Origin of the sequence: Achromobacter aloeverae (assembly GCF_004121055.1) — a bacterium.
Lineage (GTDB): Bacteria > Pseudomonadota > Gammaproteobacteria > Burkholderiales > Burkholderiaceae_B > Bordetella_C > Bordetella_C aloeverae.
Genome location: NZ_PYAL01000001.1, coordinates 1,350,426 through 1,364,273 on the forward strand (window position 1 = coordinate 1,350,426; position 13,848 = coordinate 1,364,273).

General features: G+C 67.2%; 11 protein-coding genes. 4 read left to right on the forward strand and 7 right to left on the reverse strand.

Annotated elements, in window-relative coordinates:
• Nucleotide 1: 1 nt before the first annotated feature.
• The 5 genes from C7R54_RS05875 to C7R54_RS05895 form a co-directional block, all read right to left on the reverse strand.
• Nucleotides 2-979 (reverse strand): ABC transporter permease, encoded by a 978-nt coding sequence (locus C7R54_RS05875; protein ID WP_129149182.1) that lies wholly within the window; start codon nt 977-979, stop codon nt 2-4.
• On the reverse strand, nt 976-3,273 hold the full coding sequence (locus C7R54_RS05880; protein WP_129149183.1) for an ABC transporter substrate-binding protein: 2,298 nt from the start codon (nt 3,271-3,273) through the stop codon (nt 976-978). Before C7R54_RS05880 ends, C7R54_RS05875 begins: the two co-directional genes overlap by 4 nt.
• A gap of 183 nt (nt 3,274-3,456) precedes the next feature.
• On the reverse strand, nt 3,457-5,286 hold the full coding sequence (locus C7R54_RS05885; protein WP_129149184.1) for a hypothetical protein: 1,830 nt from the start codon (nt 5,284-5,286) through the stop codon (nt 3,457-3,459).
• 118 nt (nt 5,287-5,404) lie between these two features.
• Complete coding sequence (locus C7R54_RS05890) at nt 5,405-6,058, reverse strand: thermonuclease family protein (protein WP_129149185.1); 654 nt, start codon at nt 6,056-6,058, stop codon at nt 5,405-5,407.
• A gap of 295 nt (nt 6,059-6,353) precedes the next feature.
• Complete coding sequence (locus tag C7R54_RS05895; protein ID WP_129149186.1) at nt 6,354-7,415, reverse strand: magnesium and cobalt transport protein CorA; 1,062 nt, start codon at nt 7,413-7,415, stop codon at nt 6,354-6,356.
• A gap of 101 nt (nt 7,416-7,516) precedes the next feature.
• Between C7R54_RS05895 and C7R54_RS05900 the strand changes: the two genes are divergently transcribed.
• Nucleotides 7,517-8,440: a DUF72 domain-containing protein gene (locus tag C7R54_RS05900; RefSeq protein ID WP_129149187.1), complete on the forward strand. Its 924-nt coding sequence runs from the start codon at nt 7,517-7,519 to the stop codon at nt 8,438-8,440.
• Nucleotides 8,441-8,550: 110 nt separating this feature from the next.
• On the forward strand, nt 8,551-8,796 hold the full coding sequence (locus C7R54_RS05905; RefSeq protein ID WP_129149188.1) for a hypothetical protein: 246 nt from the start codon (nt 8,551-8,553) through the stop codon (nt 8,794-8,796).
• A 114-nt stretch (nt 8,797-8,910) separates the two neighbouring features.
• Here the strand turns inward: C7R54_RS05905 and C7R54_RS05910 are convergent, their stop codons facing one another.
• Nucleotides 8,911-10,998: an ATP-dependent helicase gene (locus C7R54_RS05910; protein ID WP_129149189.1), complete on the reverse strand. Its 2,088-nt coding sequence runs from the start codon at nt 10,996-10,998 to the stop codon at nt 8,911-8,913.
• Nucleotides 10,999-11,221: 223 nt separating this feature from the next.
• Here C7R54_RS05910 and C7R54_RS05915 point away from each other — a divergent pair, with 223 nt between their 5' ends.
• Complete coding sequence (locus C7R54_RS05915) at nt 11,222-11,671, forward strand: PA2169 family four-helix-bundle protein (protein ID WP_129149190.1); 450 nt, start codon at nt 11,222-11,224, stop codon at nt 11,669-11,671.
• A gap of 34 nt (nt 11,672-11,705) precedes the next feature.
• Nucleotides 11,706-12,614: a DUF72 domain-containing protein gene (locus tag C7R54_RS05920; RefSeq protein ID WP_129149191.1), complete on the forward strand. Its 909-nt coding sequence runs from the start codon at nt 11,706-11,708 to the stop codon at nt 12,612-12,614.
• Between the two features lie 51 nt (nt 12,615-12,665).
• Here C7R54_RS05920 and C7R54_RS05925 read toward each other — a convergent pair whose 3' ends face one another.
• On the reverse strand, nt 12,666-13,838 hold the full coding sequence (locus tag C7R54_RS05925; protein ID WP_129149192.1) for a glycosyltransferase: 1,173 nt from the start codon (nt 13,836-13,838) through the stop codon (nt 12,666-12,668).
• Nucleotides 13,839-13,848 lie beyond the last annotated feature (10 nt).

Sequence of the window (13,848 nt, forward strand, 5' to 3'; positions counted from 1 at the left end):
CTTACTCGAATCGAACCCGGGGGTCGGCCAGGGTATAGGAAATATCGGCCAGGATGAGGCCGACGATATACAGCACCGACCCCAGGAACACCATGGCGCGCACGATGGAGAAATCCTGCGCGTTGATGGCGTCGATGGTGTAGCTGCCCAGGCCCGGGATGCCGAAGAAGGATTCGGCGATCAGGCTGCCCATGAACAACAGGGGAATGGCCGATATCGTGCCGGTCAGGATGGGCAGCATGGCGTTGCGCAGCACATGGCGGAACAGCACCACGTTCTCGGTCAGGCCCTTGGCGCGCGCGGTGCGCACATAGTCCTTGCCGATCTCCTCCAGGAACAAGGTCCGGTAGAAGCGCGCCTCCGGTCCCAGCCGCGAGACCACCGCGACCAGCACCGGCAGCGCCAGGAACTTGACCATGTCCAGCCCGCCCGCATAGCCCGAATACGGCACCAGCCGCAATTCCTTGGAAAACACCCACTGACCCGCGATGATGTAGAACAGGCCGGAGATCGACAGCAGGACCACGCAAAGCACCACGCCCCAGAAATCCAGGCGGGTCGCGCGGAAGAACACCAGCATCAGGGCGAACGCGATGCTGGCGTACAGGCCCAGCACGAAGGTCGGCAGCGCCAGCGCCAGGCTGGGCCACATGCGGGTGCGGATTTCGCGGCCGATGTCGCGGCCATTATCGGACAAGCCGAAATCCAGGGTCAGCAGCGGTACCGAACGCTGGTAGAAGATGGTGTCGGTGACCTTTTCCACGCCGGGGGCGGCGGGGTTGTAGAACAGCGGCTTGTCGTAGCCGCGCTCCACCTTCCATTTCTCGATGGCGTCCTGGCTGATGCGCTGGCCGCCGATCGACAGGCGCGCCATGTCGTCGGGCGTGTTGACCGCGAAGAACAGCACGAAGGTGAACAGATTGACGCCGATCAGGATCAGCACCCCGTATAGCAGGCGGCGGATGATATAGGCGATCATGGCGCATTCCCCTCGCGGCTGGCGGTCGCGGCCGGCGCCTGTCCCGCGCGCGCGCCGAATGCGGTTTGTGTTTCACGGCGACGCACGGCCACCCAGGAAGGCCAGACCACCAGGACGGCCAGGCCCAGCAGCAGCCATAACGGCCACCAGCGCGGCTGGTTCCACTCCTCGATCTTGCGTTCGCGCAGGGCCGGGTCCAGCTTCATGTACTGCAAGGTATTGCGAACCATCTGTGTCGGCTTGGCATTGCCCACCCACTGCTGGTACGCCCCGCCCGACTTGGGGAAGTAGCCGAACATCCAGGGCGCGTCGCGCTGGACGATGGCCACCATGCGGTCGATCAGTTGTGCCTTGGGCGGGCCGTCGTCCAGGTATTTCATCTGTTCGAACAGCTTGTCGAATTCGGGGTTTTCGTAGTTCGAGGCGTTCTCCCCGCCCGATGCCGCCTTGGCGTTGGGGCCGTACAGCAGGAAGAGGAAGTTCTCCGCGTCCGGGTAGTCGGCATTCCATCCCCACAAGAACAGCTGGGCCACGCCGCGCCGCATCTTGTCCTGGAAGCGGTTGTAATCGGTAGACCGGACGTCCAGCTGGATGCCCAGCTTGTCGAGCTGGCGGCGCATCCAGTCGAACATGGGGTTGGCGCCCATGCCTGTCATGGCGTCATAGTGCAGCACCAGCGGCGCGCCCGTCCTGGCGTCGCGGCCATCCGGATAGCCGGCCTCTGCCAACAATCGGCGCGCCACGTCCAGGGATTTGCGCACCGGCTTGCCGTCGACCATGTCATAGACCACGGGGTTGATCCCCGCCTGGGTGTCCGGTTCGTGATACCCCAGCACCCCGGGCGGCACGGGACCGTAGGCCACCGCGGCCTGGCTGTTCTCGAAGATCGTGATGTATTCCTCCCAGTCGAAGGCGATGCTGATCGCCTGCCGCAGCTTGCGATTGCGCTCCTGTTGCGCTGGCGTATCGCCCTTGCCCACCACCGGATCGTTCCAGTTGAACCCCATATACCAGTTCTGGGTCTCGACCGCGGTAGGCAGCTGGATGCCATGCTCGCGGTAACGCGCCGCCTTCTCCGCCGAATCGCCGGCGGCCACCAGCATGGCCACGCCGTATTCGCCCCGCTCGACCTGGGGAATATCGTAATAACCCTGGATGAACTTGCCCGACAGGGGTATGGATTCCTTCTCGATGCTGAAGACCACGCGATCGATGAAGGGCGTGGGCTTGCCGCAATCCGCCAGCCTGCCGGCCTCGCGATCGCCGGGTTCGCCCTCGCAGGGATAGGGCTCCCCGTGGAAATTGGGATTGCGCGCCAGCACGTGACGGCGGTTCTGGATGGACTCCACCATCATGTAGGGACCGGTGCCCACGGGCCAGGTATTCAGGGAGAGATTGCGGGTGGCCATGCCCGGCTGGCTGTAGAAGCGTTCCGCCTCCCAGGGCACCGGCGCGGTGAAGGTCATCGCCAGCCAGTACTTGAACTGCGGATACTTGCCCTTGACCCGTATGCGCAAGGTATGGGCGTCCACGGCTTGCACGCCCTCGAAGCCGTCGGCGCGCAGGTCCATCCAGGGCAGTTCCCGCTGCCCCGGCGCGAAGCCGCGCCGCTGGGCCTGGTCGACCTCGCGCAGATGGTCGCCGTACGCCTTCATGCCGACCACGTAATCGGCCATCAGGGAATAAATGGGGGAAACGATGCGGGGATTGGCCAGGCGGCGGAAGGCGTAGACGTAGTCGTCGGCGGTCAGCTCGCGGGTGCCGGTCTTGGGGAAATCCGTGACGCTGGACTTGCCGTCCAGCTCGCCCGGCTTGAGCGGGTAATAGGTGTAAGCGCCATCGGCCTCGCGCGCGAAGGCCGGATGGGGCTGGAAGCGGATGCCGGGACGGATATGAATGTCATACACGCTTTCGGCGATGGCCTCGCCGGGCGCGTCGGCCGGCAGGGGCCGCCCCTGCGCATCCAGGTAGGACGGCGCGTCGATGCTGGCGGCCGCCCGGGGGATCAGCTTGTAGGGCCGCTGCAGGTAGTCATAACCGTACAGGGTTTCATAGATGTTGTACGTATAAGGCGTCTCATCGACCGAGTACGAACTGGCCGGGTCCAGGTACTTGGGAGAGTTGCGGGTAAAGGCGGTGTAGAGCGTGTTCTGGGTTTCCGCGCCGTCCGGATAAGGACTGTTGATGGGGCTTTCACGCCCGCAAGCCGCCAGACCGGCCAGCAGGCCCAGCAAGGCCAGCCGGGCCGCCCAGGCCCACGGGCCGATGCCGGTTGCCCGCGCCCTTGATCGCATACCTGCCATCCGGTTTTCCCACTGTGTATGTTCGTGTGATGCGGGAAGGATAACAAACGGCAATGAATGCACGCAGGGTTGGGCGGACGGTCGCGGAGGCCAGGACGGACCAGCCGTGGATTTTGCCCCGGGGGGCGGGGCGAGGACGTGGCGCGGAAGACGCGCCCGGCCGCCCCGCCTGTGCTATGGCCAGGCCTGGGGGACGCTGTCCTTGTGGCTTGCCAGGTAGGCCAGCCTTGTGAGCTTGAAATGGGCGAATTCGAACACGTTCAGTCGCCGTCCCAGGCGACGGTCGATTTCCGCGTCGGCCGGCCAGTGCTTCAGGACGCCGACGCAATGGTCGGTATAGGTCAGGTCCATGCAAGCCAGCACCAGCTTCAGCGGAGGCAGTACTGTCCGGCCCGGCTGTCGCTTGTAGGCGCCGTAGAGTTCCTGGAGGTCGACGCGCTGCTGCTCGCACTCCCCGACCAGCTTGTCCAGTTGCGCGGGCCATCGATGCTGCAAATAGACGGCGTACGCCGGCAGTTCCAGCCCCAGCCGGTCACGCAGCCGTCGATGGGTCGCCTGGTCGGTATCGGTGATCCATTCGACAGGGATTTCCCGGGCGCAGCGATCCGGTGCCGTCTTGTCGATGACGTGCCGCAGGGCCCCCTGCGGGGGAATGGCGGCCGCCTGCTTCCGCTGCGCCTGGGCCGCGCTCCAGTCACGAAGGTCGGCCAATGTCAAGGGATGGGCATCATGGCGGGCGATATCGGCCCATTCCACGTCATTCGCCCCGTGCGTCCCCCCTTCGACTTTCCAGGCAAGGTCCTCGTAGACAAGCAAATCGAACACCGGTCCGCCGGGCGCTTTCGACCACGTCCCGCGGCGCACGGGGCGGCCCGAGATCAAGCCCAGCGTTTCCATCCGCGCCAGGAGCTCCACAGCGAGCACGGACGCATCGTCCCTGACACGGTATCTGGATTCCTGGAACGCCACGAGTCCGTACACGTTGAGCGCGTCGTCCGCCGGCAAACCCAGGCGCTCGCCGGCCGCCCGGGCGATGTCGGCAAGAAAAGCAGCCAACTCCCCGTCACGCTCGCCCTCCAGGTCAAGGCCGGACTTCCGTACGTCGCCCCGATAGGCCGCAAGGGTTTCATCCGCCATGGCCAGCGCGATCACGCTGGGCTTGAGCGCGGCGAGTATCGACGACCGCCACTTCACTTTCAGGGCAGCAGGAATTTCCTTGTTTATCGGCATGGCCACGCGCAGCGGGTCGTTCCTCGGGGTCAGGCCGAGGCTGTCGGCCATCTCGTCCCACAGCCGATTCACATAATGGATTTCATTGCCCTCATAGAGCTGCCTCAACTTGTCCTCGACCTGGGGGATCAGCGACAAATCGTCCCGCAGCTGGTTCAGCTCTTTCTGGAACCAGCGGCTTGTGCGCTGTTGGAGCATCTCCGCCACTGCCTGCTCCTTGACTCGCCATATCTTTCCGCGCAGGCCACCGGTCTCGTGGGCCAGATCGCGCGCCACGGCCGCCAGGTTGGCGACTACGCCGGACGCGCATACCGTGATCCCGTCCGCCAGCCGCTCGATGGCCCGGATCTTGTCTTCCGGCCGGATGCCGACGTGGTCCCCCTCGACGATGCACGCCGCCTCGTGCAAGGCCTGCGCGCCGCTGCCGTAGATGCCTTCGATCAGCGTGTCGAAAAAAGTGCTGTCGAGATTCTTGAGGAAGGTGTTGAACTGTTTGCGTACATGGTCGGCGCGCGTGGCCGCATGCGTGTCCATGAATGCGCCCAGCGCGTCGAAATCCGCGCATATCCGTGCATTTACCCGCGCATAGTCGTCGGACCGGCGGAAGCGCTCGAACGTACCGTGTTTATCGTGGGAGTAGTAGCAGGTCTCCGCGGCAGAAGCGGCGGAGGCGGCGGATGCTGCGTCGGGCGGAACGGGCGCGGCGGCGGCTGAAAAGAAGACCGGCTGGAAGCCGGCGGCGCCGGCGGGGGGCAACGACGACAAAGGAGGCATGGGAAAGTCCATCAGTCCTGGAAAACAGGCTGAGTGGAAAAATGCCGGGGAATCGTTTCCTGTCCGGGACGACCGGCACCATCAAACAACCGTGAAGCCGGTCCGCGTGCCGTAGGAACTAAGGTGTGGGGGTAGGTGTGGAGGCGGGCGTGGCGTCAGCGGCGGCGCATTTCCCATGGTTCCAGCACTGGTAGCGCCATTCCCAGGGCGCAATGGCGCCGGCCTGCGCCCACAGGCCCTTGCGCTGATCGCGCGCCTTGCGCTCGACCGCCGGCAGGGTTGCGTCGCGCAGATATTCGCCATGCCGCGCCGTGTTGGCCCAGGCATAGCCGGCGTCGACCTGCTGCCAGTTCACCGTATGGCCGCCGTCGCCCGGCAGGTCGCAGACGTCCCGGGCGTACTGGTCCTTTTCGTAGCACTTCGCCGTCAGCGTCCTGCCGGCCACCATGCCTTCCAGGCTCTTGCGCGCGGCCTGGCCGAAGGGCTGGCCCGGCTTGACCTGCCCGTGCCCGACCTCGGGCGCGTCGATGCTGGCGAGGCGCACGCGCCGCTGGCCGCCGTCCGTCTGCAAGGTGACCGTGTCGCCGTCGGCCACGTTCACCACCCGGCCGCGGAGCTCATAAGTGGCGTTGACGCCTTCGTTGCGCTGCGGCGCGTGCGAGCTGGACAGGTAGGCGACGCCGGCGGCCGCCAGCGCGCACGCCAGCGCGCCCACGGGGCGGGCCAGACCCACGCGGCCGAACAAGGTGCGCAGTAGGCCGGACGTAAGCATGGAAGGTGGGCTGGAACGGGCGATGATGCGGTCTCCTGGGCCGATCCGGACGCTGCACTGTCGAAGATCGGGCGTCTCTTGAATGGAGCGAATATTACCCCGGGGCGGCCGCGCATGAACGGGACCGTGATGCTTACGACGCAGCTCGTTGTCACGCAGCCCGCCATGACGCCGCATCTTTTGGAGCAGCCCCTTGCGCCACGGCCTTTCATGACACCGCCTCTTATGACACCGCCTCTTATGACACGGCCCGTTATGACACGACCCCTTGTGCCCCGGCCGACCGGCGATCAGCTCACAGCCAGCCGGCGCGGCGGAAGCGCCAGTAAAGCAGGCCGCACGCAACGGCGATGCCGCCCAGCGTGAACGGATAGCCATAGATCCATTTCAATTCCGGCATGTGCTCGAAATTCATCCCGTAGATGCCGGCCACCGCGGTGGGCACCGCCAGGATGGCGGCCCAGGAAGCCAGCCGGCGGGTGGTGTCGTTCTGCTGGGACTGGCCGATCATGAGGCTGGCCTCGAACGCGAAGGCCAGGGCCTCGCGCAAGGCGGCCACCAATTCGTCGATGCGCACCACGCGGTCGGCCACCTCGCCGAAATAAGGCCGCGCATGTTCATCGATGGCCGTCATTTCCACGCGCGAGAGACGGCGGCAGATTTCCGCCAGCGGGGCAATGGCGTTATGGATGCGCAGCAGGTCGCGCCGCTGGCGATAAAGCTTGCGGATATCGGAATCCTTGGCGCCGCGTATCAGCAGCTTCTGTTCGGCATGCTCGACCACGCTCTCCAGGCGCGTGGCGGCCTGTACGTAGCGGTCGACCAGCAGGTCCAGCAATTCGGACGCGACATAGTCGCTGCCGCGCGCCAACAGGTCGGGCGCCTCCTCCAGCCGCTCGCGGACGGCGCTGTGGCTGGCGGTCGCCCCGCGTCGCACGGTCAGCAGGAAGCCGTCGCCGATGATCAGCTGCGTTTCGCCGAACATGGGACGATCGCCCTCGATCTCCACCGTGATCGCCACCACCAGCACCACGTGGCCGTAATCGATGATCTTGGGCCGCCGGTGCGATTCGCGGATTTCCTCCAGCGCCTTGGGCCCCAGCCGCAACGCATCGCTGACCTCGCCCAGCAGTTCCGGATGCGGGTTCTTCAAGCCGATCCACAGCAGGCTGTTTTCCTTGCCGATATAGCCGGCTATCCCCTCGATGGGCACCCGCTCCGGACGCCTGCCCTTGGTATAGCCGACCGACGCCACCACCTCGCCATGGTGGTCGTCGAAGTCGCGATTGAGCGGCGCCACCACCACGGGCGGCGGCTGGAGTTCGGGGTATGGCGAGGCCAGGTCTTCTTGCGTCATGGTCGAAGATAGTACCGCCCTTCAATCCGCTCGTGGGGCCGTGCCGCGGGAATACAAGTTGCGGCGCACAACGCCTCTCACCCGGACCTGACGGAGAACGCATGCCCGCTCATCGCCCCCCTGCCCTGCGCATCGGCATCTCGGGTTGGCGCTACGCCCCGTGGCGCGGCCACTTCTACCCGCGCGGGCTGCCCCAGACGCAGGAACTGTCCTACGCGGCCCACCAGTTCTGCACCGTGGAAATCAACGGCACGTTCTACTCCCTGCAGCATCCAGCCAGCTTCCTTGCCTGGCGGGACGCCACGCCGCGGGGTTTCATCTTCAGCGTCAAGGGTCCGCGCTACATCACGCATACGCGCCGCCTGCGCGAGATCGAGGAACCGCTGGCCAATTTCTTCGCGTCGGGCGTGCTCGACCTGGCCGACAAGCTGGGACCGATACTCTGGCAATTTCCGCCCACGATGCGGTGGGATCCGGAACGCTTCGAGCGTTTCCTGCGCATGCTGCCGCGCGATACCCAGGCGGCCGCGCGGCTGGCGCGCCGCCATGGCCCCCAGGTCAAGCAGACCGACATTCCGCGCACCCACCCGGGCCAGCCGCTGCGGCATGCCGTGGAAATCCGCCACGAAAGCTTCGCCACGCCCGCGTTCATCGCCCTGCTGCGCGCGCACAACGTGGCGCTGGTGACGGCCGACACCGCCGGCAAGTGGCCATGGCTGGAAGACGCCACCGCCGACTTCGCCTATGTCCGGCTGCACGGCGACAAGGCCTTGTACAGCAGCGGCTACGGCGCCCGCGCCATCGGCGAGTGGGCGCGCCGGCTGCGCGCCTGGGCCGACGGCCGTGCGGCGCCGCATGCGCGGCTGGCCGCGCCGGACGACCTCCCATCCGGGGCGCAGGCGGGCCATCGGGACATTTATTGCTACTTCGACAACGACGTCAAGGTCATGGCGCCGCGCGATGCCCGCGCATTGATGCAGGCGCTGCGGCTGCCCATGGCGCCGGAACCGCCGGCCGACGGCTGATCCGCGGCATGGGATTTGCGTTCCCCTTTCTCGAACGCAACAGGTACCGCACGTATCGCACCTGGTACCGCACCAAGCACCACGCCAAGCGCGCCAGCACAGGAGATGACATGAATACCACGACCCGCAAGAACCAGGAATCCGACGCGGAGAAAAAGCGCCATGAAGGCACCGCCCAACGCCCCGAGGACAAGGTGCCGACCTACCAGGAAGCGCTGGACGACGCCGTCGAACAGTCCTTTCCCGCGAGCGACCCCATCGCCCCCGGCGTGGCGGAGAAAGCGCAGCGCGAGGTGTCGACCCCCAAGGACGACAAGGACTGGAAGCTCAAGCCGGGCAGCCAGCGCAAACCCTGACCCCCGGGTCGGCGCGACCGGCCTCGCCGTGTCCCGCCGTCGCGCGGGCGCGCGCCGGCCCCCGGCCACATCGCGACGGACGCGGCGCGGCGCTCCGCGCGCCGGCGGGCGTCCCTAGAACAGCTTGCGCAGGCGCGCCCCTACGTCGATCCTCGCCACGGGCGCGCTGTCCTTGTTACGCAAGGGCGGCAAGGGCGGCGCCTTGGGCATGGCCTCGAACAAGGACGCCAGCGATTCCGGAATGAAGCGCGTGCGCGAACCGTAGACGTGGCGGTCGCCCATCCCCGTCTGCTGATGCACGTAGAAGCGTTGCGGCACGATCAGCTGCAGGTTTTCCTTGGCGCGCGTCATCGCCACGTACAGCAGCCGGCGCTCTTCCTCGATCTCCTCGGCGCTGCCGGTGCTCATGTCCGAGGGAATGCAGCCGTCCACCACGTTCAGCACATAGACCGACTTCCATTCCTGGCCCTTGGCGGAATGGATGGTGGACAGGATCATGTAGTCCTCGTCGCGCGAGGGCACGCCGGACTCGTCGCTGGTGGCATCGGGAGGATCCAGGGTGAGCTCGGTCAGGAAGCGTTCGCGGCTGCCGTAGCCGGCCGCGATGCGCGCCAGCTGGTCCAGGTCGGCCTTGCGCACGCGCGCGTCCTCGTAGAGCCGTTCCAGCTGCGGCCCATACCAGCGCAACGCGATGTCCAGGTCGGCGGGCCAGCGCAAGCCCGGCGTGCACAGGTCCTTGTAAGCCTGCACCAGCCCGGTCCAGGCCTCGCGCGCCGCGGCGCCCGGCTTGAAGGCCGCCAGCGCCGCGCGGGGGTCCTGCGCCTGGTCCATATCGTCCAGCAAGCGCGCCGCCGTGGCCGGCCCAACCCCGGGCAGCAGTTGCGCGACGCGAAAGCCCGCCAGCCGCCCGCGCGGATTCTCCGCCCAGCGCAGCAAGGCCAGCAGGTCCTTGATATGCGACGCCTCCAGGAAGCGCAAGCCGCCGAACTTGACGAAGGGAATGTTGCGCCGCGTCAGTTCCAGCTCGACGGCCGCGCTGTGACCGGACGCGCGAAACAGGACCGCCTGCGACTTCAGGGTGGTGCCCGCCTCGCGCTGCGCCAGTACCTGGTCGGCCACCCAGCGCGCCTGGCCGGCCTCGTCGCTGACGCTGACCAGTTGCGGCTTGTCGGCCGACGCCCGGTCGGTCCACAGGTTCTTGGCGTAGCGTTCGCGCGCCAGGCCGATGACGGCGTTGGACGCATCCAGGATGGGCTGCGTCGAGCGATAGTTGCGGTCCAGCGTGATGACATCCGCGGGCCGGGCGAACTGCGCAGGGAAGTCCAGGATGTTGCGCACCGTGGCCGCACGGAAGGAATAGATGGCCTGCGCGTCATCGCCCACCACCACCAGGCCCTGGCCGGTCGGCTTCATCGCGAGCAGGATGGCCGATTGCAGCCGGTTGGTGTCCTGGTACTCGTCCACCAGGATGTGGTCGAAACGACCGCCGAGATCGCTGGCGATGGCCTCGTGGCCCAGCATCTCCGCCCAGTACAGCAGCAGGTCGTCGTAGTCCAGCACCTGCTGGTCCTGCTTGGCTTCGACATAGGCGCGGAACAGGCGCTTGAGGGCGTCCTCCCACTGCGCGCACCAGGGGAAGGCCTGGTGCAGCACCTCGCCCAGGGGAGCCTGGCTGTTGACCACTCGCGAATAAATGGACAGGCAGGTCCCTTTCAACGGGAAGCGCGACTCGGTGGCGCTGAAGCCGAGTTCATGGCGCAGGATGCCCATCATGTCCTCGGAGTCGCCGCGGTCGTGGATGGTGAAGCTCTCGGACAGGCCGATGCGGCCGGCGCAATCCCGCAGCAGGCGCGCGCCGATGCCGTGGAAAGTCCCGGCCCAGGGCAGCGCGGGCGGCGTCTGTCCGGCCCGCATGTTCATCACCTTGCGCAGCACGGCGCCCACGCGGCGCTCCATCTCGACGGCGGCGCGGCGCGAGAACGTCAGCAACAGGATCCGCTGCGGATCGGCGCCATGCAGGATGAGATTCGCGACGCGATGCGCCAGCGTGCTGGTCTTGCCCGAACCGGCCCCGGCGATCACCAGCAAGGGCCCGGCGGGTTCCGCGCCGACGCCATGTTCGGCCGCCGCGCGCTGCTGCGGGTTGAGCCCGTCCAGGGGATGGGGCGGCGTGGCGGCGGAGGGCGGGGAGAGCTCGGACATGCGGGGTAGCGGTGGCGATACAGGGATGCAAACAACAGGCATAATACTGGATATCCATCCAGACGACGGAAATCCGCCCGGGAACGGCGCTTGCACTTGAGTAAAAAAACGGCTTGCAAAGACGGCTTGCAAAAACGACTTGCAGCAAGGCCTCTGAACGCCTGCGCCCGCCCAGGCGGTGCCATGTGTCCAGGCCCCTCGCCTATCCCACCAGGAGACTTCCATGGCCGACCGTATCGTGAAACTGCTCAATGATCTTGTCGAGACTGCCAAGGACGGCGAAAAAGGCTTCCTGGCCGCCGCCGAGGACACCCGGGACCAGAACCTGCGCGGCCTTTTCCAGGACCGGGCCACGGATTGCGGCCAAAGCGCCCAGGAGCTGCAGACGCTGGTCACCAGGCTCGGGGGCACCCCTGAAACCGGCGGCCACATGGCTGCCGCCGTGCACCGCGGCTGGGTCCACCTGAAGGCGGCGGTCGCCGCACGCAGCGACGCCGACATCCTGCGCGAATGCGAACGCGGCGAGGATATCGCGAAGCGCCACTACGCCGACGCCCTGCGCGAACCCCTGCCGGAGGACATCCGCGATCTGGTCGAACGCCAGTACACCGGCCTGATGCGCCATCACGACCAGATCCGCGACCTGCACGACCGCTATCGCGAGCGGGCCTGACGGACGGACTGAACGACTGGACGCAGCGGCGACGATGACCATCCGGGTAGGCACCGCATCCTGGACCGACAAGACCCTGCTGGCTTGCGGCCGCTTCTATCCGCCCGCGGTGCGCGACGACGCAGCCGGGCGCCTGCGCTACTACGCCGCCCGCTTTCCGCTGGCCGAGATCGACGCGTCCTACTATGCCCTGCCCGACCCGCGCCAGGCCCAGGCCTGGGCCGAGCGCACGCCCGCGGACTTCGTTTTCAACATCAAGTCCTTTCGCCTGTTCACGGGGCACCAGACGCCGCTGCGCGCGCTCGATCCCGACCTGCGGCGCGAGCTGCCGCCCGCCGATCCCGAGACCGTCGTGTACGCGGACGGACTGCCGGCGGAACTGCGCGAGGAAGCGTGGCGCCGTTTCCTGATCGCACTCGACCCCTTGCGCATGAGCGGCAAGCTGGGCGCCGTGCACTTCCAGTTTCCTCCCTGGATCCAGCCCGACCGGCGCGGCATGATGCGCGTGCGAGATTGCGTCGAGCACCTCGATGAAGACCTGGTCGCCGCCGTGGAGCTGCGGCACGCGAGTTGGTACGATGGCGCCGCCGCGCAAGCATCGACGCTGGATTTCCTGCGCGCGCTGGGCGCGGCGCATACCGTGGCCGACATGCCGCAAGGCTATGACAATACGGTGCCGGCGTTGTGGCAGGCTACTCGCCAGGACCTCGCCGTCGTCCGCCTGCATGGCCGCAACGCCGCGGCATGGAACAGCCGTGGCGCGGCTTCGTCCAGCCGCTTCCAGTATGAATACACGCCCGAGGAGCTGGCCGAACTGGCGCGTCAGGTGCGCGAACTCGCGCGGCGCGTGCGCGAAACCCATGTCGTGCTGAACACGAATTTCGAAGACCAGGGCATGCGCAACGCGCAAGGCCTGATCGCCGCGTTGCAGACGGTCGCCTGAGGCGGGTACGAGGGCCTTCACCCAGCGTGTGACCGCCGCGGCGACAGCCCCTCAGCGCGTGGCCGGCGCGTCGCCGAGTTCGACCGCGGGCGCGGCCGCATCTTCCCGGCCCAGCGCGCGGGCATAGGCCTGCTCCGTCAACTGGACGAAGCGCTCGACGCGGAAGGATTGCTCGCATTTGCGGCGCGCGGCGGCGCCTGCTTCCAGAAGCAGGGCCGGCCGCGTCAGCAGGTGCTCCAGCAGCCGCGAGAGCTGGCCGGCATCGCGCTCCGGCACCACCCATCCGTCGACGTGGGGCGTAATGTTTTCCGGCAGGCCGCCATGCGTGGAGACAACCACGGGCTTGCCCATGGCCATCATTTCGCGGCAGGCGAAGGAAATGGTTTCAACGCTGTAGGAAAGCACGAAGCCCATGTCCAGCGCGCCGATGAAGGCGCGCACATCGTCCAGGCGGCCCGCCCAGGTGACATGCTCGCGCATGCCCAGCGCATCGATGCGGGCGCGCTGGCTGTCTGACAAGGGCGCGCCGGCCAGGGCGATCTGCACCTGCTCCCGCAAGGCCGGCGGCAGGCGCGACACGGCCTCCACCATGTCCAGCCAGCCCTTGTAGTCGTCGGTGCCGGCATTGCTGCCCAGCAGGATGCGGCGTGCGGGATGGCCCAGTAGGCGCGCGCGCAGCGCCCGCGCCTCGTCGCCCGGGGCGTCGGGCGTGAAATGGCGCGTGTCCACCCCATTGCCTATGGTGCTGAGGGGGCAGCGCTGATACGGGCTGTCCGCCAGCATGCGGCGGGCGAAATCGCAGACGCCGATGGCGTGGTCCGTACCCAGGCTGGCGCGCAGCCAGCCGCCCAGGCGGGAAATGGGACGGTCGTTATGCTTGGTGAAGACGATGCGCGGACGCCGTTGGCCCATGCCCAGCGTGGCCAGTATCGCCAGGCGGTGGTCGGCCGACCCGTTCACGTGCACCAGCTCCACGCGCTCGCGCGCGATCACGCCACGCAGCCGCAACGCGGCCTGGAACACACGATAGAAACGGTTCGGAAAGGACTGCGCATACACCCGCACGCCCGGGACCTCGGCGGCGCGCCGATGCAGGGCGCTGCCGCGCGGCGCCGCGACGACAACATCGTGGCGCCGCGCAAGCGCACGCGCCAGGCTCAACACATAGCTGGTGTGCCCCCCGGTCCCCGTACTCGTATGAAAATTTGTGTACAAGACCCTCATCGCCACCCCG

What these genes read in the sequence shown, in the direction of transcription:
- C7R54_RS05875 (WP_129149182.1), bottom strand. Translation starts at nt 979, where the DNA reads ATGATCGCCTATATCATCCGCCGCCTGCTATACGGGGTGCTGATCCTG.
- C7R54_RS05905 (WP_129149188.1), top strand. Translation starts at nt 8,551, where the DNA reads ATGAATACCACGACCCGCAAGAACCAGGAATCCGACGCGGAGAAAAAG.
- C7R54_RS05920 (WP_129149191.1), top strand. Translation starts at nt 11,706, where the DNA reads ATGACCATCCGGGTAGGCACCGCATCCTGGACCGACAAGACCCTGCTG.
- C7R54_RS05885 (WP_129149184.1), bottom strand. Translation starts at nt 5,286, where the DNA reads ATGCCTCCTTTGTCGTCGTTGCCCCCCGCCGGCGCCGCCGGCTTCCAG.
- C7R54_RS05880 (WP_129149183.1), bottom strand. Translation starts at nt 3,273, where the DNA reads ATGCGATCAAGGGCGCGGGCAACCGGCATCGGCCCGTGGGCCTGGGCG.
- C7R54_RS05900 (WP_129149187.1), top strand. Translation starts at nt 7,517, where the DNA reads ATGCCCGCTCATCGCCCCCCTGCCCTGCGCATCGGCATCTCGGGTTGG.
- C7R54_RS05890 (WP_129149185.1), bottom strand. Translation starts at nt 6,058, where the DNA reads ATGCTTACGTCCGGCCTACTGCGCACCTTGTTCGGCCGCGTGGGTCTG.
- C7R54_RS05925 (WP_129149192.1), bottom strand. Translation starts at nt 13,838, where the DNA reads ATGAGGGTCTTGTACACAAATTTTCATACGAGTACGGGGACCGGGGGG.
- C7R54_RS05895 (WP_129149186.1), bottom strand. Translation starts at nt 7,415, where the DNA reads ATGACGCAAGAAGACCTGGCCTCGCCATACCCCGAACTCCAGCCGCCG.
- C7R54_RS05910 (WP_129149189.1), bottom strand. Translation starts at nt 10,998, where the DNA reads ATGTCCGAGCTCTCCCCGCCCTCCGCCGCCACGCCGCCCCATCCCCTG.
- C7R54_RS05915 (WP_129149190.1), top strand. Translation starts at nt 11,222, where the DNA reads ATGGCCGACCGTATCGTGAAACTGCTCAATGATCTTGTCGAGACTGCC.